The organism is Vibrio sp. E14, assembly GCF_020515785.1.
GTDB lineage: Bacteria > Pseudomonadota > Gammaproteobacteria > Enterobacterales > Vibrionaceae > Vibrio > Vibrio diabolicus.
The window spans coordinates 134711-156695 of record NZ_JAHPJI010000006.1; the positions used below are offsets into that span (position 1 = coordinate 134711).

Annotated in this window: 16 protein-coding genes; 11 read left to right on the plus strand and 5 right to left on the minus strand. The window is 45.1% G+C overall.

Going from position 1 to position 21985, the window contains the following annotated elements:
- Positions 1 to 80: 80 nt before the first annotated feature.
- The gene (locus LIX84_RS16955; protein ID WP_139059472.1) at positions 81 to 704 is read left to right on the plus strand and encodes a c-type cytochrome; all 624 of its coding nucleotides are present in this window, start codon (positions 81 to 83) and stop codon (positions 702 to 704) included.
- 22 nt (positions 705 to 726) lie between these two features.
- On the plus strand, positions 727 to 1311 hold the full coding sequence (locus LIX84_RS16960; protein ID WP_226421808.1) for a NapC/NirT family cytochrome c: 585 nt from the start codon (positions 727 to 729) through the stop codon (positions 1309 to 1311).
- On the opposite strand, the gene LIX84_RS16965 is transcribed toward LIX84_RS16960, so the two are convergent.
- Entirely contained in the window at positions 1268 to 2746 is a 1479-nt protein-coding gene (locus tag LIX84_RS16965; protein WP_012841926.1) for a DUF2867 domain-containing protein, read from the minus strand. The genes LIX84_RS16960 and LIX84_RS16965 overlap by 44 nt on opposite strands.
- 95 nt (positions 2747 to 2841) lie before the next feature.
- Here LIX84_RS16965 and LIX84_RS16970 point away from each other — a divergent pair, with 95 nt between their 5' ends.
- The 8 genes from LIX84_RS16970 to fabV all read left to right on the plus strand — a co-directional run bounded on the left by LIX84_RS16970 (position 2842) and on the right by fabV (position 15206).
- On the plus strand, positions 2842 to 4218 hold the full coding sequence (locus LIX84_RS16970) for an MATE family efflux transporter (protein WP_226421809.1): 1377 nt from the start codon (positions 2842 to 2844) through the stop codon (positions 4216 to 4218).
- Between the two features lie 187 nt (positions 4219 to 4405).
- Positions 4406 to 5077 (plus strand): ABC transporter ATP-binding protein, encoded by a 672-nt coding sequence (locus LIX84_RS16975; RefSeq protein WP_005393230.1) that lies wholly within the window; start codon positions 4406 to 4408, stop codon positions 5075 to 5077.
- Complete coding sequence (locus LIX84_RS16980; protein ID WP_005393229.1) at positions 5058 to 7511, plus strand: ABC transporter permease; 2454 nt, start codon at positions 5058 to 5060, stop codon at positions 7509 to 7511. The genes LIX84_RS16975 and LIX84_RS16980 overlap by 20 nt, the downstream gene beginning before the upstream one ends.
- The gene (locus LIX84_RS16985; RefSeq protein WP_005393228.1) at positions 7511 to 8635 is read left to right on the plus strand and encodes a lipocalin-like domain-containing protein; all 1125 of its coding nucleotides are present in this window, start codon (positions 7511 to 7513) and stop codon (positions 8633 to 8635) included. Before LIX84_RS16980 ends, LIX84_RS16985 begins: the two co-directional genes overlap by 1 nt.
- A 329-nt stretch (positions 8636 to 8964) precedes the next feature.
- Positions 8965 to 10116, plus strand: coding sequence for a Na+/H+ antiporter NhaA (gene nhaA / locus LIX84_RS16990; protein WP_006742626.1), 1152 nt, complete (start codon positions 8965 to 8967; stop codon positions 10114 to 10116).
- Between the two features lie 723 nt (positions 10117 to 10839).
- Complete coding sequence (locus tag LIX84_RS16995; RefSeq protein ID WP_005393225.1) at positions 10840 to 11484, plus strand: TetR/AcrR family transcriptional regulator; 645 nt, start codon at positions 10840 to 10842, stop codon at positions 11482 to 11484.
- Between the two features lie 62 nt (positions 11485 to 11546).
- Positions 11547 to 13829: an acyl-CoA dehydrogenase gene (locus LIX84_RS17000; protein WP_226421810.1), complete on the plus strand. Its 2283-nt coding sequence runs from the start codon at positions 11547 to 11549 to the stop codon at positions 13827 to 13829.
- A 174-nt stretch (positions 13830 to 14003) separates the two neighbouring features.
- Positions 14004 to 15206 carry an enoyl-ACP reductase FabV gene (gene fabV, locus LIX84_RS17005; RefSeq protein ID WP_006742624.1) on the plus strand — a complete coding sequence of 401 codons (1203 nt, stop codon included), beginning with the start codon at positions 14004 to 14006 and terminating at the stop codon, positions 15204 to 15206.
- Between the two features lie 76 nt (positions 15207 to 15282).
- On the opposite strand, the gene LIX84_RS17010 is transcribed toward fabV, so the two are convergent.
- Both LIX84_RS17010 and LIX84_RS17015 read right to left on the minus strand, forming a co-directional pair.
- On the minus strand, positions 15283 to 16965 hold the full coding sequence (locus tag LIX84_RS17010) for an aspartate:alanine antiporter (RefSeq protein ID WP_006742623.1): 1683 nt from the start codon (positions 16963 to 16965) through the stop codon (positions 15283 to 15285).
- Between the two features lie 174 nt (positions 16966 to 17139).
- Positions 17140 to 17406: a GrxA family glutaredoxin gene (locus tag LIX84_RS17015; RefSeq protein WP_005378026.1), complete on the minus strand. Its 267-nt coding sequence runs from the start codon at positions 17404 to 17406 to the stop codon at positions 17140 to 17142.
- Between the two features lie 377 nt (positions 17407 to 17783).
- Between LIX84_RS17015 and LIX84_RS17020 the strand changes: the two genes are divergently transcribed.
- Complete coding sequence (locus LIX84_RS17020) at positions 17784 to 19028, plus strand: iron-containing alcohol dehydrogenase (RefSeq protein ID WP_005393219.1); 1245 nt, start codon at positions 17784 to 17786, stop codon at positions 19026 to 19028.
- Positions 19029 to 19106: 78 nt separating this feature from the next.
- Here the strand turns inward: LIX84_RS17020 and LIX84_RS17025 are convergent, their stop codons facing one another.
- Together LIX84_RS17025 and panP are read right to left on the minus strand one after the other, a co-directional pair.
- Positions 19107 to 19961: a MurR/RpiR family transcriptional regulator gene (locus LIX84_RS17025; RefSeq protein WP_005378021.1), complete on the minus strand. Its 855-nt coding sequence runs from the start codon at positions 19959 to 19961 to the stop codon at positions 19107 to 19109.
- 311 nt (positions 19962 to 20272) lie between these two features.
- Complete coding sequence (panP, locus tag LIX84_RS17030; protein ID WP_006742621.1) at positions 20273 to 21919, minus strand: pyridoxal-dependent aspartate 1-decarboxylase PanP; 1647 nt, start codon at positions 21917 to 21919, stop codon at positions 20273 to 20275.
- Positions 21920 to 21985: the final 66 nt, after the last annotated feature.

The window sequence follows — 21985 nt, forward strand, 5'->3', positions numbered from 1 at the left end:
GTTTATAAATTGATTTTCCTATCGTTTATTCGCTGTCTGGTTTTGATTAATAAAGATAATTACTACGGAGTCAGTCTAATATGCACCAGATAATTAAATTCTCACTAAAAATTTCCTCAGTGTTAGCCATCAGTTCTGCTTTGGCTTCCCACAGTTTAGCGTCACCAAGTGAGCTAATTTCACAATACGAATGTGAAGCTTGTCATGGGCCAAACGGTGTTAGCTCAGACACGAATATTCCTACCATCGCAGGGATTCCCGAATTCAATTTTTTTGACCAGATGCTACGTTACCTAGAAGGTAGGCCTGCAAATTCTGTTAGTCACGCTTACGGAGACACGAGCAAAAAAGGCGACATGGTGTCGATAGTTAAATCTTTATCTGAGGCGCAGATTGAAGAGTTAGCAAAACATTATGCTGGGCTTGAGTTTGTGCCAGCTAAACAGTCTTTTGATCAAGCGTTAGCGATGAAAGGTAAGGCTATCCACGCGAAAAGCTGCGAGAACTGTCATTCGGATGGTGGCAGCAACGCTCTGGATGAAGCTTCGATTTTAGCTGGTCAGCAGAAGGGATATCTCGCCACGACATTGAAACAGTTTAAGCAAGGGAAACGCTCCGTTGATAAAAAAATGGATGAGGCGTTCAAAGGGCTTAGTGCCGATGATTTAAACGCGCTCGTAGAATACTATGCGAGTTATCGCTAGCGCTGCTTTGGGATGAACACCAATGAGTTTATGGCGTAAACCAAACAGAAAATGGATGCTCGGCATACCAATTGGTGGCTTATTGGCGTTTATCCTTGGTGGGGCGGCCCTCAGTGTTTTTCACTTTGGTATGGATTACACCAATCGCAACGAGTTTTGTTACAGTTGCCATATTGGGATGGATACGATAGTTGAGGAGTACCAAGCATCTCCACACTTCAAAAATGCTCAGGGTGTGGTTGCCGCTACGTGCAGTGATTGCCATGTCCCTAGGGAGTTTTTTGCTAAAATCGCATTGAAAATCGGCGCTACAGCCGACATCTATCACAAACTGACTGGAGAAATTACGTTAGAGAACTTCGAGGCGGAGCATCGTCCGAGGTTGGCTGCTGAAGTCACACAGCAGTTTATCGAGAATAAATCAAAGCAGTGTCGATATTGCCATTCCGTTGACAAGATGGATTTCGAAGCGCAAGGACGAACCGTTGCGCGTCGACATCAAATGATGGAAAGTCGAGAGCAATCGTGCATTGATTGCCATGCGGGGATTGCTCATCACCTGGCTATTTCTCTAGATTCTCCAGAGACTGTCCCACCTGAGGAGTAATACTGATACTTTCGGCTTCTTTCGCGATGGCTTTGACCATGCCTTTGAATATGAATAGATGGGCTGGCATCATGGCAAACCAGTAAAGCAGCCCGAGAAACCCCTGTGGGTGCCACCAAGCGGTGATATCCAGTTCTCGTTCATCACCATGGTCTTTGATGGTAATTTCTAAACGTCCAAGCCCCGGGCCTTTCATCCCAAAAAACAGTGAGAGGAACTGATCTTCCTCGCAGCGAATCACTTTCCAAGAGTCAATATAATCGCCGACTTTGAGCTCCGGCCCCGGAGGAGAAACGCGAATCGGTTTCCCGCCACCAAAAAAGATGTCGAGCCATTCACGTGTGCGCCACAAAATGTTGGCAAAGTAATAGCCTTTTTCACGACTCCCGATTTTTTGAGCCACTTTCCATAATGCCGCAGGGGAGGCTTGAGTTTTTATGCTCGCACCGGCTTGTTTAGGGTAGTAGCCATACCCCGGTTGCCATCGACGAAGTGCCGCTGGCTCAAAGCCCCAAACATTACTGCGCACAAACGTGCCTTCATCTTGGATGGTATCGGATACCGCTTGCTCGTAGTTGATCAGCGTTTGCGGAAATCGTGCTTCAATCGCTTTGGAATCGGCAATGTAGTCATGCTCTAACCCCGCGAGTAATGCTTTGCCGATGTTTGCTGGTACAGAGGTGACCAAGCCGAGCCAGTACGATGCCATTTTGGGGGTAAGCAACGGTGTCGACCACAGCCGATAAGGCTTGTTGGTGATTCGGCAAATGACTTTAAACTGCTCGCGGTAGCTGAGTGTATCTGGCCCACCAACTTCATAAATTTGGTTTTCTTCTGGGGGTGATGCTTCGGCCAGCTGCAATAAATAGTGATTGAGGTTGGGTAGGGCAATAGGGTTGGCTTTTGAGTCGACCCATTTAGGCGCAATCAAAATAGGTAAGTTGTAGACAAAATCTCGCATGATCTCGAAAGCCGCGGAGCCGGGGCCAATGATGACGCCTGCACGCAATTCAGTTACTGGAACGCCAGACTGTCGGATAATTTTGCCCGTTGCTTTGCGTGCGGCTAAATGGCGCGAGTTTCCGGTTTGCGGTTGGATGGCACTTAAATAAATGACATGTTTGACACGGCTTTGCTCCAACGCGTATTTAAAGTTCAAAGCAAGGTTTAGCTCGTACTCAACAAAGTCATCGCCTTGTGCCATTCCGTGTACTAGGAAAAATACCAAGTCAAAATCGTTCACCACAGCGAGCGTGGCTTCTGCGTCGGCTAGGTCCAGATACCGCAACGTTAAATTAGGATGGGGTCGAGTCCTTGACTCCAAATAATCGATATGTCGCGCCGCAGCCGTGACGGCGTAACCTTTATCTAAGAGTAACGGAAGAAGTTGAGAACCAATGTAACCCGAGGCGCCTAGCACCAACACCTTTTTCATTATCTGTCCTTTTAATCGTTGGTTGAATAAACACCACAGAGTATAATCATGAGACACTTTCCCCATTCTATCAATAAGTTGTCGTTGGAGCGCTTGTGACTTTTCTCTCTCAACTCTCAATACATGCAGATAAAGCATTCTTACGTCGCTTATTCGCGATCGCGCTACCAATTACACTGCAAAGCATGATGTTTTCTAGCCGAAGCCTCGTTGATGTACTTATGCTCGGCCAACTTGGTGAAGCTGAAATAGCCGCTGTTGGGGTAGCGGCGCGCGCGACGTTTGTTACTACCATCATGTTAGTTGGGGTGACGACGGGTGGTGCATTACTGACCGCACAATATTGGGGGGCAGGCGATAAAGTCGGGGTACGTCGCAGTACCGCTTTAACATGGATGATAGCCATGGTGTTTGCCGCCATTGCCGTTGCTTTGTTTGTTATTTTCCCACAGCCAGTTATGAAACTGACTACAGACTCACAAGAAGTGATTGAGTTAGGAGCCAGCTATCTAATTATTTCATCCGTTAGCATGTTTGCTGTTGCGTGTGTCGCTAGTATGTCGGTGGGCTTGAGAGCGATGCACCAACCGGGGCTGAGCACATTTTTTAGTGGCATAGGCATTCTGTCTAATGTTTTCCTCAACTGGGTGTTAATTTTTGGTCACTTAGGTTTTCCTGCTTTAGGGATTACAGGGGCAGCCATTGCAACGGTTATCAGTGGCGCTATCGAAGTCGGTTGTCTATTTGGCTATTTATGGCTGAAGAAACACATAATTGCATTTGGTTGGGATGATATACGCGCAGGTTTGGTTTTAGACAAAATAACGCGTTTCTTGAGCCTTTCCTTACCGACCACATTTAACTTTTTGGCATGGGCTGGTGGATTGTTCGCTTACCATGCCATCATGGGGCAAGCGGGTGTGCAAGGTTTGGCAGCGTTGTCGGTGATGACGCCCGTTGAGTCAATCGCTCTCGCTATGATGATTGGCCTATCGAATGCAGCTGCGGTTTTAGTGGGTAACCAACTCGGCGCGAAAAACTTTGAACCTGTGTATTACCAAGCTTGGGCTACGGTCATTTTGAATGTGTTTATCGCATTTGTGGTCGCTGTTGTATTGATAGTGTCCAATCAATGGATCCTTAATGCGTTTAGTGCACTGACAGCGGATACTCGCCAGTTAGCTGAACAGTTTATGGTGATTCTTGCTTTAGGTGTCGTACTACGCTCGGTGCCGATGATGGCCATTGTTGGGGTATTACGTGCAGGTGGTGACGTTAAGTTTTGTTTGTATCAAGACATTCTTGCGCAGTGGGTGATCGGGATTCCACTCGCGGCATTTGCAGCGATTCAGCTCGGTTGGGACCCACAATGGGTTTACTTACTCTTTTTGACCGAGGAAGTTGTGAAGTGGACGATTTGTCTGCCAAGAATGGTGAGCCGAAAATGGATGAAAAACCTTATCGGTCAATAGAGGTAAACAGAGCTTTCTGCAGCTGCAAAAATCTGCTCAATACGTCAACAAAATTAGGAACAGAAAGTGAATCGAGTTGCATTTGTACTCTCATAGTGTGATCAAGCATTCAAAATACTTTCTACTAACAGGATTTTAGTGTAGATTCTGATCCCAATTTTTAAATACCATCCGAGCGGCATAATCAATGTTAAAACTGTCAGACCTATGTAAAGGCTATGTAGATGGGGGAGAATTTCACCCTGTATTACAAGGGGCAGAATTAACATTACAGCAAGGTGACCAAGTCGCTCTGATGGGAGAAAGTGGTTCGGGTAAAAGTACTTTGCTGAACTTAATTGCCGGACTGGATACTGCAGACTCTGGTGAAGTTCAGTTTCCAAATTTTGCCATGCATGATGCGCCAGAGCATTTGAGAACCCTTTATCGCCGCAACAATATTGGTAATATCTTCCAACAGTTCAACCTGCTTCCTACGCTCAATATTGCCGACAATATTCGTTTTTGTCGTCAGTTAAAAGGTTTGCCAGAAGATAAAGAGTTGTGGCGTCAAATTCTTTCTGCTCTGGATTTAATGCCTCTGCTAGGCCGTTACCCGGAAGAAGCATCTGGTGGTCAGCAACAACGTGCTGCTATTGCTCGCGCACTCTATATGGAACCTAAAATCCTACTCGCTGATGAGCCAACTGGTAGCCTAGACGAGCGAAACGCAGAAGCGGTAATGCGCTTATTGACGAGTCTCGCTCGCCAACTGGAGTGTACTTTGCTGTTAGTGACGCACAGTGAAAAAGTGGCGGCCCATATGGAAGGTAAGATTCGACTTCAAGGAGGGCAACTGCATGTTATGGCCCGTAGTTAAGGCACTACTCGGTCATTACCGTCGTTACCCACTACAAATTATTCTTGTCTGGCTAGGGTTAACCTTAGGCGTGTCCCTTCTTGTTGGTGTTACTTCTATCAATCAGCATGCAAAACAAAGTTATGCGACAGGAGAAAAGCTTTTCTCCAATCCTTTGCCATACCGAATCCGAACTAAACACTCTGCCAATAAAATCCCTCAAGGTTTCTATATCCAGTTGCGTCGAGCTGGGTTTAACCAATGTGCGCCGTTTGACGTGCTACATCTAGATGCTAAAACCGATATGAGCTTGATGCTGGTGGGGATTGATCCTGTCGCGATGATTCCATTGCAGCAAGGCAAATCTTTGGGTGAGATGCCCGTTTTATCATTAATGAAACCTCCTTATCCCATTCTAGTCAGTCAAGATTTGGCCGCTTACATGAGTTGGCAGGATGGGGACTTTATTGAGATGAATGACGGAAGTCGTCTCGGACCGATTCAAGTCGATAAAAACAAAATGCTCTCAGGGACTCGGCTGGTTACCGACATCTCATTACTGCGTATGCTCAAGCGGAGCTCAGGTTTGTCTGCGATTTCTTGTGGTGAAATGCCAGAGGAAAAACTAATAGCACTGAAAAACATGCTTCCCAATGGTATGACGCTCGTTAGGAATACGCGCACGGAGCTTGAGTCGTTAACTAATGCATTCCACATGAATCTCACTGCGATGGGGATGCTGTCATTTTTGGTCGGGTTGTTTATTTTTTATCAAGCGATGTCTTTGTCATTTATTCAGCGACAACGTTTGGTGGGTATTTTGAGACAGACGGGGGTCAACGGAACGCAGTTGGCTCAAGCATTGTTGTTAGAGTTATCGTTGCTCGTCTTTATCGCGTGGGCGTGTGGTAACTTTTTTGGTTTGATCTTGGCAAATGAGCTAATCCCTGCAGTCTCATCGAGCCTGAGCGATTTGTATGATGCCAACGTAGGCTTAACAATAGGATGGTCTTGGCAGTCCAGCTTATATAGTCTGATCATGGCAGCGATGGGCGCATTAATATCGTGTTTGTGGCCATTGATTCGCTTGCTGAAGTCACAACCTATTCGTCTCTCTTCTCGACTGTCATTAATGCGATTTGCTGGGCGTGAGTTTTCTTGGCAAGCGCTTGCTGCGTGTGCGTTTTGTGTCGCGGCAATTGCGGTGTATCAAGCACCGAAAACACAAGAAACTGGCTTTGCCATTATTGCGCTGATGTTGGTTAGTGTGGCCTTGTTTATGCCATTTATTATGTGGCATATGTTCCAAAGCTTTTCTTACACCATGCGTTGGGTACGTGTACGTTGGTTTTTTGCCGATGCGGCTGCGAGCATGAGTTATCGCGGTGTGGCAACAATGGCGTTTATGTTGGCACTGGCGGCAAATATCGGCGTAGAAACGATGGTAGGCAGTTTTAGGGATACAACCGATAAATGGCTCAGCCAGCGATTAGCAGCGGATATTTATATCTACCCGACAAATAACTCAGCAGCTCGGATGAGTGCGTGGCTGCAAAACCAACCAGAAGTCAACTCGGTTTGGTGGCGTTGGGAAAAGGATATGCCAACCGAACATGGTGCCTTGCAAGTGGTGAGTACAGGCTCTTCTGAAGGTGAGCTAGATGCACTGACGGTAAAACTAGGTGTCCCGAATTACTGGTATCAACTGCACGCGACCAAGAGCTTGATGGTGAGTGAATCGATGGCCTTGAAGTTGGATATTCGCCCAGGAGACTTCATTAACTTGCAAGAACCACTAGGTGGAGACTGGCAAGTCGTTGGTGTTTATTACGATTATGGAAACCCGTATAACCAGGTGATGATGTCGCACCGGAATTGGCTGTATGCATTTGCAGGGACGGGCAATGTTGGCCTTGGTGTGGTGTTAAAAGATAGCGTTAATGGGGAGGGGCTGAAAAATCGCTTAGAAAATGTATTCCGCCTCCCGCAAGACCGTGTGTTTGATAATGGTAATATTTATAGTCAGGCAATGAGGGTATTTGATCATACCTTCGCTATTGCAGGAACCTTGGGCAACATCACGCTGATTATTGCTGTGTTTGGCTTATTCTTCGCGACATTGGCGGGCGAGCTGTCGCGGCAGCGGCACTTCTCTTTGCTGAGATGTATGGGTGTATCCGGAAAGGAACTTGTCGCATTGGGTGGTTTGCAGTTGTTTGTCTTCGGGGCCATTTCCGCGATTATTGCGGTGCCACTTGGTCTGGCACTTGCACACTTGATCGTTGATATTATCATTAAGCAATCATTCGGCTGGTCTCTGGAGCTTCAAACGATCCCTTGGGAATACGCTCAAACTATTGCTTGGGCGATGCTTGCCATCATGATTGCTGGCGCATTGCCAGTTATTAGAATGATTAAGAGTACGCCAATGAAGTCATTAAGGGACGCGTTGTAATGAAAAAAGTGGGCTCTAAAAAACGCTTGTTAGTTTCAACGATCATTGTTATTACGTTTGCCTTTTTGACCGGGGCTGTTTTTTACTCAACTTTTTGGTTGGAAGCGACAGCGACACAAGAAAGCGAGCTTAATTCTATTCTAACGCGTGAAAATCAAACGATTTTCGAACCTGTATTACCTGACGAGCATGTCTCTTTACCGTCAGACTTTCGCTTTCATCCTGAGTACCAACATGAATGGTGGCACTACTTTGCGAAACTGAAAGATGAACAAGGGAAAATATACAATGTTCAATGGAGTTACTTCAGGGTCGCGACGGACGAGAGAGAAACCAGCGGATGGCAAAACCCTCAACTGTACATTTCACATGTTGTCGTTAGCCATGGTTCGCACGTCTGGAAAGAGCAACGTGTAGCGAGAGGCGGGATAGGCCAAGCTGGCATGACTAATCGTCCTTTCAGGTTATGGATTGATAATTGGACGTGGCGTTCACTTGGTGCAACGCCTTTCCCTGGTAACTTGAATGTGACTACCGATACGTTTGGTTTAGATCTCAATACTATGACAAATGGCCCCTTTGTCGTGAATGGAGACAAAGGTTTTCAGGTTAAACATGCGTTGCAATCTGTTGCCTCTTTCAGTTTTAGTGCGCCATTTTTAAAGGTGAAAGGGAGTTTGAACATTAATGGCAAACGCTTCTCTGTTGCTGGCTCTGCTTGGGCTCAGAAAGAGTGGGGCAGTGGCTTAATTGGTGAAGGGCAACAGGGTTGGGATTGGTTTGTATTCAATTTAGATGATGGTCGAGCACTGACTGTCAGCCGCTATCGCCACCATGGACAAACACCGCATGTATTTGGCACCTTGTCCACACGCTCAGGTAAAGTCATTAATCTCTCAGATGATGATATCAGTATTAAACCAATGCAAGTGACCAGTTTATCAAATGGAAGAAGGCTGCCTTTGCAGTGGATTATTAATATTCCAAAGCATCAAATTAACTTGACCACTCGTATTATCAAATCAGATATGTGGCTTCCGTTTGTTATACCGTATTGGGAAGGTCCTACCTTAGCTTCTGGCTCCAACGAGGCTTGGGGCTTTATGCAGCTCACTGGTTATTAAATTCTGATAAAAACCACCCTAATGGGTGGTTTTTTAGTGGATGAAACTTCCTGAGTTTTTCTCAAAAGTATGGGGTTATCATGACAGTACATGCCATGTTATGCTGATTTTCTCATAATCTTGATAAACATTTGGCGCGATAACAACAAGTACGCGCTGTAATCAAAATTGAGTGTTATGTTGGAAAATACGATGTATAGTAAACTTCATATCGGAAAAATCGAAGTTTATACTCTGAAGAAGCGATTATTCTAAAGTTTTCGACCGCTATACACTCTTATCATTCTTTGTTAATCGTTTATTAAGATAATAAATATAAGGACGAAACCATGAACGATGTCATTCGTGACTTTTTCAAAATGGAATCAGCTGGTGGTATTCTTCTCGTGATTGCCGCGGCAATTGCGATGACCATTGCTAACTCACCGCTGGGCGAAACTTATCAATCTGTACTGCATACTTATGTATTTGGTATGTCAGTTTCTCACTGGATTAATGACGGCCTAATGGCTGTTTTCTTCTTACTCATTGGCCTTGAAGTTAAGCGAGAGCTACTTGAAGGTGCGTTAAAATCAAAAGAAACCGCAATTTTCCCTGCGATTGCAGCGGTTGGCGGTATGTTAGCTCCTGCTCTTATTTACGTAGCCTTTAATGCCAACGATCCTGAGGCGATTTCTGGTTGGGCAATTCCAGCGGCGACAGATATCGCTTTTGCTTTAGGTATCATGGCGTTATTAGGTAAGCGTGTACCAGTAAGCCTAAAAGTGTTCTTGCTGGCGCTTGCTATCATCGATGATTTAGGTGTGGTTGTTATTATCGCGCTATTTTACACCGGTGACCTGTCGACCATGGCGTTGCTTGTTGGCTTCATCATGACTGGTGTCCTATTCATGTTGAATGCGAAGGAAGTAACAAAACTTACGCCATACATGATCGTCGGTGCGATCTTATGGTTCGCGGTGCTTAAATCTGGTGTTCACGCAACATTGGCAGGTGTAGTGATTGGTTTTGCTATCCCACTAAAGGGAAAGCAGGGCGAACATTCTCCACTTAAACATATGGAGCACGCGCTTCACCCATACGTGGCATTTGGTATTCTGCCTCTATTCGCATTTGCCAATGCGGGGATTTCGTTAGAAGGCGTATCGATGTCAGGTCTAACTTCAATGCTGCCACTCGGTATTGCTTTGGGTCTGCTGGTTGGTAAGCCTCTAGGTATCTTTACCTTTAGCTGGGCAGCGGTAAAAATGGGCGTTGCTAAGTTACCTGAAGGCGTTAACTTCAAGCATATCTTTGCGGTATCTGTGTTGTGTGGTATTGGCTTTACAATGTCTATCTTCATTTCCTCTTTAGCGTTCGGAAATGTAAGTCCTGAATTTGATACCTATGCTCGACTAGGCATCTTAATGGGTTCGACGACAGCAGCATTACTTGGCTATGCCTTACTGCACTTTTCTTTGCCTAAGAAAGCGCAAGCGTAAGATAAAAATGCGCTATTTTGTAAAGCCTCCCAATCGGGAGGCTTTTTTATACCCATAGTTCAGTACATCAGCGACTTAATAGCGACACTTTCGTATTGAGCGGATGTCTAGACCATGGAGATGAACGGAATCATCGAAAAGTTAGGTTGTAGATCTGCGGGCGAAAAAAAGCCCAGCCGAAAATTTGACTGGGCGGATACAAACATAGGAGTTAATAAGAAAAAAGCAGCAACGTAACAATTAGATGGAAACAAGTTTGACGGCCAGTGAAACTTAAAATGCCCTAGTTGTTACATTTATTCAGACCGAGCCTTTTCCAAACAGTTCCATTTTTTTTCAAAAAAAATTCGATTTAATTCTTTCTGCCCGCTTGTATCGTAAAGAAGTAAGAGAAGAGGCGAACAGCGTAACCAACTTAATGGCGGTTTGAAACTCGAAAGCCCTCTTTTCTATAGTAGCTATAAACTTAAATTGCATTTCAAACCCGCACCTCCTGCTCCGACCGCCTAACGACATTGCTAGCGTTTCAAATACGATGGTTTGCGAAACTTGGTCATTTTCTTCAGGCGAGCATCATTTGCTTATTAGGCTTAAATTCAAAAGATTAGATCACACCTTCTAAGTTCTGGTCAGACCAATTGGTGAAAGTGTGATGTTAATCATTTGTTAATCTAAAGTTTCAGGAGTATATTTTCAAACAGTTGTTTAATACGAGTGATTAAAATGGCCCCGAGAACATCAACAAAAGAAAAAATACTCGATGTCGCAGAAGGACTCTTTGCTGAACATGGTTTTAATGATACTTCGCTAAGAACGATAACAGGTAAAGCGAACGTCAACTTAGCATCGGTAAATTATCACTTTGGCGATAAAAAAACGCTAGTTAGAGCGGTTTTAGATAGATACCTAGAAGCGCTCATGCCGAGCATTAAAACCTCACTAATTGAGTTAAACACGCGTGATAGCTACGACATGGACGACGTCTTTGAGTCATTGCGTTTACCTTTGCGTACATTAAATGATGTGCGCCCCAATGGTACTGCATTATTCATGTTGTTAATTGGCCGTGGTTACACAGACGTACAAGGTCATCTGCGTTGGTTCATCACCACTCGATATGAAGAGGTACTTAACCTCTTCACCTTCTCGATAATGAAGGCAAACCCGGAACTATGTGAGGAGCAGCTGTTTTGGCGACTGCACTTCACGCTAGGTACCTGCGTATTTACGATGGCTTCAAGCCAGGCTCTTTCGGAGCTTGCTGAAAGTAAATTTGAAAAGGAAGTCGATGTGAAATCTGTCGTCGATTTACTGATTCCTTATTTGTCAGCAGGAATGTCAGCGAAGCAGTTGGCACAAGACAAATAAGAAAGTTAAACCAATAATAAAATTATGCCCAGAGCGGTTACGTGAACAAAAGGATCTGAACTATGAGCTCTCTACGAAGAAAATGGATTAGTGACCCAGCTTTTAAAGTGTTCAAAAAAGTATTGCCACCTCTCTCTAGCACCGAGAAAGAGGCGATGGAAGCGGGTAGTGTGTGGTGGGATGCCGAACTATTTTCAGGCAAGCCTAACTTCACTACATTGCACCATTATCCAACGCCGACACTGACAGCAGAAGAGCAGTCATTTATGGATAATGAGCTTGAAACCCTGCTAGAAATGCTTGATGACCAGAAGATTGTCAAAGAAGACAGGGATTTACCGCCTGAAGTATGGGAGTACTTACGTAAAGAGCGATTTTTCTCACTGATCATTTCAAAAGCGTATGGTGGTCGTGAATTTTCCGCTTTAGCGAACTCAACCATTGTTTCTCGTATTGCGACTCGTAGCATCAGCACCGCTGTCTCGGTAATGGTACCGAACTCTCTTGGTCCAGGTGAGCTTTTATCGCACTATGGCACGCAAGAGCAAAAAGATTACTGGTTGCCTCGTCTTGCTGATGGTACCGACATTCCTTGTTTTGCATTAACAGGGCCCGAAGCGGGATCTGACGCCGGTGGTATACCAGATCAAGGCGTAGTTTGTTATGGCACTCACGAAGGCAAAGAAGTGCTTGGCGTGCGAGTTAGCTGGAATAAACGCTACATCACACTTGCGCCAGTGGCGACAGTGCTCGGATTAGCATTTAAGCTACAGGATCCAGAAGGGCTACTTGGTGATAAGAAAGAGGTTGGAATCACATGTGCGCTGATCCCCGCTGACCATGAAGGTGTCGAGATAGGCGAGCGCCATGATCCTCTGGGTTCTGCATTCATGAATGGTCCGACTCGTGGTGAAGATGTCTTCATCCCTATGGACTGGTTGATCGGTGGCGCTGATTACGCAGGTAAAGGTTGGCGTATGCTGGTGGAGTGTCTTTCTGCTGGTCGTGGTATCTCTCTCCCAGCGCTTGGCACAGCGATTGGCCACCTTACTACACGTACAACCGGTGCTTATGCTTACGTACGTAAACAGTTTGGTATGTCGATCGGTAAGTTTGAGGGTGTCGCAGAAGCTATGGGGCGTATTGGTGGCCTTACTTATCTACTAGAAGCAACACGTACGCTGACGACGACTTCTCTCGATATGAAAGAAAAACCTGGGATTGTAACCGCGATTGCCAAGTACCACATGACGGAAATTGCGCGTACTATTCTAAATGATTCGTTTGATATTCATGCAGGTCGTGCGATTCAAGATGGCCCAATGAACTATCTTGCTAAACACTATCTCGGTATCCCAGTTGCGATCACTGTTGAAGGCGCGAATATTCTGACTCGTAACCTGATGATATTTGGTCAAGGTGCGACTCGTTGTCACCCATATGTACTGAAAGAAATGGAAGCCGCGGCGAATCCAGATTCTGAACAAGGGGCGAAAGAATTTGACAACTTGCTCTTTAAACACATCAAACATGCGGTAGGCAATACATTTGGTGCATTTGGCGCGGCGCTAACTGGTTCTCGGTTTGTCAAAGCACACATGAGTGGCCCAACACAGCAATACTATAAAGAAATCACAAGATTAAGCCGAGCGCTTGCTGTTAGTGCTGACTTCGCGATGTTAACACTAGGCGGTGATTTGAAGCGTAAAGAAATGATTTCCGCACGTCTGGGTGATGGCTTAAGTTATCTATATATGGCGTCTGCCGCACTGAAAAAGTATGAAGATGAAGGACGTCAACAAGGCGATCTAGATTTTGTCCACTACGCCGTTCAACATTGTTTGTATAACGCATCGAAGTCATTAAATGAGGCTTATACCAACTTCCCTGTGAAATACGTTGGCGGTGTGCTGAAAGTGTTATTGTTCCCACTTGGTAATCATTTTAATAAGCCAAGCGATGAACTGTGTGTGAACCTGGCGGAAGCGATGATGACGCCAGGAGCACAACGCGATCGACTCACGCATCTTTGCTACATCGGAAAATCCGACGACGACAGCGTAGGCTTAATGGAGAAAGCCTTCCTCGCAATGTACGAAATCAAACCTTTAGAGCGTAAGCTTATGAAGGCGGCGAAGGATGGGAAAGTGGCTCGTAAAGGTCTTTTACACGACCGTTTGCTGCAAGCATTTGAAGCTGGCGTGTTAACTGAGCAAGAAATTGACCAAATCATGGCGGCAGACAAATTGCGTTACAAGGCGATTCAAGTTGACCACTTTAGTCATGACTTTTCTGAAGTACGAACCGATTGCCCAAAAAAGTCGCATTTGAACCCGGCGGCATAGTAAACCGTTAATACTAAGAAAAGCACCTCAATGAGGTGCTTTTTTGTGTTCTTGCAGAGTGGATGTTGGGATAGTGCTCCAACCACTTGCCTTTTCAGAGCATTTTTACAGAAATTAGATGCGAAATCCCGACGAAACTTTTATCCTAACAAGGTTTTTTAAAGGAAGTTGAATATGATCATCAAACCTAGAATTCGTGGATTTATCTGTACTACAACGCACCCTGTTGGTTGTGAAGCTAACGTAAAAGAACAAATTGCGTACACTAAAGCGCAAGGCCCAATCAAAAACGCACCTAAGCGCGTTCTTGTTGTCGGTGCATCAAGTGGCTACGGTCTATCTTCTCGTATCGCTGCGGCATTTGGTGGCGGTGCATCAACTATCGGTGTTTTCTTCGAAAAAGAAGGCACTGAGAAGAAACCAGGTACGGCAGGTTTCTACAATGCAGCTGCTTTTGAAAAGCTAGCGCGTGAAGAAGGCCTGTACGCAAAAAGCCTAAACGGCGACGCTTTCTCAAATGAAGCGAAACAGAAAACTATCGAACTGATCAAAGAAGATTTAGGTCAGATCGATATGGTGGTTTACTCACTGGCTTCCCCAGTACGTAAAATGCCAGAAACTGGCGAGCTAGTTCGTTCAGCGCTTAAGCCTATCGGTGAAACTTACACATCAACTGCTGTTGATACCAACAAAGATGTGATCATCGAAGCAAGTGTCGAGCCTGCAACAGAAGAAGAAATCAAAGACACAGTAACCGTTATGGGCGGTGAAGACTGGGAGCTTTGGATCAATGCACTGTCTGATGCTGGTGTTCTTGCTGAAGGCTGTAAGACAGTCGCGTACAGCTACATTGGTACTGAGCTAACTTGGCCAATCTACTGGGATGGCGCACTAGGTAAAGCGAAAATGGACCTAGATCGTGCGGCGAAAGCGCTAAACGACAAGTTAGCAGCGACAGGCGGCAGTGCAAATGTTGCTGTACTTAAATCTGTTGTAACTCAGGCAAGTTCCGCAATTCCTGTTATGCCACTGTACATTGCAATGGTATTCAAGAAAATGCGCGAAGAAGGCGTACACGAAGGCTGTATGGAACAAATCTACCGTATGTTCAGCCAACGTCTGTACAAAGAAGATGGTAGCGCAGCAGAAGTGGATGAGATGAACCGTCTACGTCTGGATGACTGGGAACTTCGTGACGACATTCAGCAGCACTGTCGTGAGCTATGGCCTCAAATTACGACTGAGAACCTAAAAGAACTGACTGACTACGTAGAGTACAAAGAAGAGTTCTTGAAACTATTTGGTTTCGGTGTTGAAGGCGTAGATTACGAAGCGGATGTAAATCCAGCGGTTGAAGCTGATTTTATCCAAATCTAATCGAATGACTGATTAGACAACCGATATACAAAAGGCGCTCATTGAGCGCCTTTTTTGCTTTCATCAGTCAAAGTTATTAACTTAATATTATCAGGATCGTACCGGCTAACGTCATCAGAATATTAGCAATCGCATAGGTACCCGCATAGCCAAGAGCAGGGATGGTGGATTTAGCGTAGTCGTTGACGACATCCATAGCTGGGGCACAAGTTCGGGCACCAATAATGGCACCGAAGAGCAGGGCACGGTTCATCTTGAGTATGTGTGCGCCCACTAAATAGGCCAGTACTACAGGCACAACACTAACAATGAATGCTAAACCAATCACCTTTGGACCAACTTGGGTCAAGTGCTCGAACATCTTTCCGCCTGCACTTAGACCTATTCCCACCATAAAGAACATCAAACCCAAATCTTTGACCATATTCAGCGCCCCCTGCGGGACGTAGCCGAAAGTAGGGTGATTTGCTCGTAAGAAACCAAGTGTAATACCAGATAACAAAAGACCTACCGCGTTACCCAAGCTGAACGAAACCTGGCCGAATGTCATCGTGATGAGGCCAAACAGAATACCCAAAATAAAGAAGCTGCAAAAAGCGAGTAAATCGGCCATTTGACTGTGGATCGAGATGAAACCGATTTTTTCCGCGAGTCCATGTACTCGGCTTTTCTCGCCGCTTACCTGAAGGACGTCACCTTTAGCGAGAACAATGTCTAAATCCATCGGCATTTCTATTTGCGCACGTACCACGCGGTTTAAGAAACAGCCAAACTCAGATAAGTTTAAATCAGATAAACGCTTGCCTGCGATAGCGTCACTTTTTACGACAATTTCTTCTTCAACGATGCGCAAATCAAGCAAGTTACGATCAAATACTTCTTTACCGTTGCGGAAGCTAGGATCCAAGCGAGCATGGCTATCAGGGAAGCCAACCAGTGCAATTTCATCACCTTCTTGCAAAATAGCATCACCATCTGGATGGGCGAGAATACCGTTACGGCGGATTCGCTCAATGTAACAGCCAGTTTGACGATAAATGCCTAGTTCACGCAAGTTCTTGCCGTCAGTCCAGTCAATCAATTCTGGACCGACTCGGTAAGCACGAATAATCGGTAAGTACACTTTTCTTTGGCTTGAATTTCCAAGGCCACGTTCTTGAGCAATTTGCTGCGCAGAATCAGACAGGTTCTGCTTCTGTAGTTTTGGCAATAGCTTCGCGAACATGATCATGCTAATTAAGCCGACCAGATAAGCCATCGCGTAACCCACGGATAGATTTTCTAATACCAAAGAAAAATCCATATTGCGCGGTATAGTCGCAAGGCCAGAGTTAAGAGCGTCTTGTGCACCAACCAGTACAGGTGTTGCTGTCAACGCGCCAGCCATCATACCGGCTGACAAGCCAAAATCGAGGCCGAAATAGTGGCTCAAGCCATACGTTAAGCTGACTGCGGACACGAGAACGGTCATACTTAAGATAAAGTAATGCTTACCATCTCTGAAGAATATGCCAAAAAAGTTTGGTCCAGCTTCAATGCCAACGCAATAAATAAACAGCATAAAGCCAATGGTTAATGCTTCTGCATTGAATGAGAAGCCAAGGTGACCCATTACCAACGAGGTAATTAGAACGCCTATGGAGTTGCCTAGTTGTAATTTGCCAAATCGGATTTTTCCGATGGCAAGGCCAATGGCTAATACGACGAAGATTAGAAGGATAGGGTTTTGCTCAAGAAGGTATACGACGTCTATGTTCACTGTGTGGCTCGGTAAAGTGTGTGCCAAAAAGATTAAGAATTGCGAATTGTAACTAAATATAGCAAAAAGATAAGTGAATTTTTTTAGGTTTTACCATTAGTTGACGTAAGGTAATAACCAACTGAAAAATAATAAAAAAGCCGCATGAAGCGGCTTTCTTAAAAACTGTCTTGATTACTCGTCAAATAGACCTAGGTGCTCTTTCGCGTATGCTTCGAACTCGTCGCAGCCACCGATGTGCTCTTGGTCGATAAAGATTTGAGGAACAGTTTCAACTGGTTTACCAACTGTTTTCTCAAGATCTGCTTTAGAAATGCCTTCAGCATGGATATCAACGTAACGGTAGTTGAAGTCGTCACGCTTCGCTTTTAGCGTTTCTGCGTGTTCTTTTGCACGAACACAGAAAGGACATGCAGGGCGACCAAAGATAACAACGAACATAATCTTATTTCTCCTAAATCTATTCTTTTTTGAAAGCGTACAAAACATAGCGGCTGAGTGCGCTCTCTTTTGTTGCAGTAACTATGCCCGATCCAGATACGGAAATAAAGCGGCAATTACCTCTTGGTTCTATAGGTGAAATCTATCGAATAAAAACTAAACGCGCTCCCTTATTCTATGGCTCTAAAGTATGTGAAGTGACGCATAAAAAACATACATTTTAAGGGGTTAATGATGGCAAGGTGGAATTGGTCAATTTTTTTTATTCAAAAACATAGCAATCTAATCTGGCTATACGCAAATGACTTCAACTCTTACATAAGTGTTAAATCAGAGGGCAAGAGGTTATTTGGGTATATTATTTTGGGAGGATGTGTATGTTTCAGTTTATGACTGCAACAAGGATTATATTTGGTGAAGGTGCACTTCAGTCTTCATTATCCGTTATCAACCAATTTGGCTACAGTGTTTTGCTGGTAACTGGGAAGGACACCCAACGAGCCACGCCCATCATTAACTACCTTAAAGCTCAAAATATGCGTTACCAACACGTAGCAATCAATGGCGAACCTTATATCACAATGGTAGAAGAGACCGCGGTACTCGGTAGAAAATTCCAGCCTGATATGGTGATTGCTATTGGCGGTGGCAGTGTCATCGATATGGGTAAAGCCCTAGCCGCTATTATTCCTAATCAAGGCAATGTTTACGATTACGTCGAAGTGGTAGGAAGAAACGTACCATTAAAGGCAAAACCTCTTCATTTTATTGCAATTCCTACGACAGCAAGCACGGGCTCAGAGGTGACTCGAAATGCGGTGTTGAAGTCTGGACAAGATAAAGTGAAAGTGAGTCTTCGAAGCCCTGATATGCTGGCAGACGTTGCCATTGTGGATCCGACGCTCACTTATGGAACCGATCAATACACATCCGGGCGTGGCGCGATGGATGCGTTCACTCATTTGATGGAAGCGTATGTGTGTGGTGAGCCAAACCCTCTTACAGATATGGTGTGCGAAGAGGGACTTCGTCGTTTAAGCCGTTCAGTGATTGCTGCTTGTAAGCAAGATAATCATAAGGCTCGGTCGGATTTATCGTTCGCTGCGTTGCTCGGTGGCATGGCCATTACTAATGCCAAATTAGGTGCTGCGCATGGGCTTGCGTCGGCGTTAGGAGGTAAGTTAGATGCTCCCCACAGCGTGATCACGGCGCGTCTTGCACCGCACGTGATGCAGGAAAATATTAACGCCGCGAAGCTCGCTGGCAGGAATGATGTGATAAGTCGTTATCGTAAGCTTGCCCAATTGGTTACCGATCGTGCGAACGCGAATGAGCACGATGGGGTTCTTTGGGTAAATATGGTGTTAGATAAGTTAGCGTTGCCGTTACTTGGCCAATTCGGAGTATGCCAAACTTCTTTTGAACAAGTGGCGAACGATGCGCTTAAGTCGATGGCGATCAAAGGCAACCCGTTACCCCTTAATCAGGAACGTTTGATATACATATTGCAGCAAGTCTGTGATTGCAGTGGAGAGTGTGTGGCAGAGAGCACACAACACGTGAGCTCTGTAGAAGTGCTTGAATCAAGAACGGACTTATCGAGTGTGAACGACTTGGGTTGATGTATTGATCTAAAACACATTGAAAAAAGGGGGAGCGTCGAGCTCCCCTTTATTAAATCTTTCACTAAACAGCAGGACTTAGTACTGACTTAGCTTGTCATAGCGACTATCTTTCAACGCATCTTTTACGCGTTTTAGGTTCTCACGGAAACCTGTACCACGGCGGAGTGTGAAGCCAGTTGCCAGTACATCAATCACCGTCATCTGTACAACTCGACTCGCCATTGGCATATAGACGTCGGTATCTTCAGGAATATCAAGCGTAATAGCGAGTGAACTTGCCTTTTCTAGCGGTGAGTCCTTTGCTGTAATCGCAATGACCGTCGCGCCGTTTTCACGAGCAAGGTTTGCTATTTCGACCTGACTCTTCGTTCGACCTGTGTGAGAAATAAGAACCACAACATCATTATCACTGCAGTTAATACAACTCATGCGCTGCATGACAATGTCTTCAAAACAAGTAATTGGAATGTTAAAGCGAATAAACTTGTTTTGTGCGTCTCGGGCTACAGAAGATGATGCACCAAGGCCAAAGAATGAAATGCGCTTCGCTTGCGTTAGCAAATCGACCGCACGGTTCACTTGCATTGGATCTAGGCTGTTTTTCGCGACATCTAAACACGCCATGGTCGATTCGAAAATCTTATGGGTGTACGCGTCTGGGCCATCGTCTTCTTCCACGTTACGGTTAACGTAAGGGGTACCGTTGGCTAGGCTCTGTGCCAAGTGAAGCTTAAAATCTGGAAAGCCCTTGGTGTCCAGACGACGACAGAAGCGGTTTACAGTGGGCTCACTAACATCAGCCATTTTAGCCAACGTTGCAATGCTTGAATGAATTGCAGTTTGTGGAGACGCCATAATTACTTCCGCAACTTTGCGCTCTGACTTACTGAAATTCTCCAGGTTTTTTTGAATTTTTTCTAATGTATTCATAGTGTTCACGAGGGTATAGAGAACAACTCGCTGGCTCTGTTAACGAAAGGAAACACGAAGATTCCAGAGTAGAGTGGGGCGTTAACGAAAACAACCAGCGCCATAGAATCAGTATAAACCTGATCTTCAATCAGTCTAAACCAATAACGGATACTATTTAGTGAGAATTTGACAGGCCTCAAACAAAATGTTGTAAAAACTACAGAATTGGATGTGTAATCGATGTTTTGTTGCGCCAGTCGCACGAGAATGATGTTTGAGTTACATCAAAACGAAAAAAAATTTCAAATTGATGTAACTCTTTCGGGCCATTAAGACGATTGGATATCAGTGACCACCTGCTGAATTCTTTCCATCAAATTTGGCGCTTGCTTGGCGATTTCACGCTGTTCATCAAGCACCGAACTCAAAATCTCTTTGGTCGTCAGCGGATTTGCCAAAACCACTCGGAACACAATTGTGTTCATGCGCTGCCATTGGTCTGGGTTCAGTCTTGTACGTGAAACAAACGATTTGCCCGTTTCGCGCTGACGCTTTTGAATAAACTGTGTTAATTCATTAATCAGTTCATTCAGTTGTTCTTTTTGTGAACCTTCCGCTTTTGCTAATGCCTCACGGATGAATGGCGGCAAGTAGCGGTACGTGAGGAGACAAAGCTCTGGTTCAGAAACCAATTCGAAATCATCTTGCTGCTTGATTAAATCTGCAAAGTAGCGAGCTTTTTCAATGCTTTGGTCTATCAGCAGCTCATAGCCAGGGCGGCTGATGATGTGCATTGCGGCATAGACTAACATTGCCATGCCCGAACGAGAGCCTTCTAATGTATGGCTGCCTAGGTCTTTTGAGCCTTTACGCAAGATATATTGAGCGTGATGCTCTATGGATTTCATTGCGTCAGGGTCTTTGAACAGAACCATACCAGCGCCCATCGGGATGTAGAGTTGCTTGTGCGCATCAATGGTTACTGAGTCTGCCATTTCCACACCGTTAAGAAGGTGACGGTGGTGATTAGACATAAGTGTTGCGCCACCCCATGCGGCATCCACATGGAAATGACAACCGTGAGCTTGACAGACTTCTGCGATTTCAGGTAGCGGGTCGACATTACCTGTCTCTGTTGTACCAGCTACACCAATAACAGCAATAGGCTTGATGTTTTGTTTCTCTAGTTCAACAATTTTCGCTTTAAGGTCGTCGACAATAATACGGTTGTTGGCATCCGTTTTAACCGCAACCAAGCCTTCTTGACCTAAACCTAGTACATCGGCTGCTTTCTTAAGGGAGTAGTGACCACGCTCAGACACCAATACCGCTAAGCCATCGTAGCCATAATGCTTCATGGCTTTAAATAGGCCTTCTTTCTCAACGCCTTTAAATGAACCATTGGCTCTTAACGCCTTGTTACGTGCTACCCAAAGTGCAGTGATATTGGCAATGGTACCGCCGGAGCAAAATGCGCCCAATGAGTGGTTTGCGCTATGCATCCACTGATCGTAAAACGTATCGCTCTGACCATAGATCAAGCGATGTAGCATGCCCAAAACTTGACGTTCAAGCGGGGTAAAGGCTTTAGAAGTCTCTATCTTTACCAGGTTTTGGTTTAAGGCGATCATGATCTTTGACAATGGCATCAAGAAATAAGGCAGTGCCGATGTCATATGACCAATGAAGCTTGGTGAAGAAGTGTGAACGGAGTGCGACACCAAAGTGTCGAGTAAGTGTTCTGTATGATCTGACACGAACTCTGGCTGCTCAGGAATCTGAGCAGAAGAAAAGTCTTTTTCGATTTCGCGTAAAGGCTTTTCTTCTGCCACGATGTGTTCACGAAGAAATTGATTTAGGTTTCGCGAGAGGCTCTCGTCAATTTTGGTTAACGTTGAGTCAGGACCTTCTGGGACAGTGAAGATCTTTAGCAAGCTCTCAAAGCTAACGTCAGCGGTTTTTTGTTCCTTAACCATAGCAAAGAATCTTTGTAGTTATTTTGGTAATGCGAGCGGCACAATCTAAACTAAAACGGGCGCAAA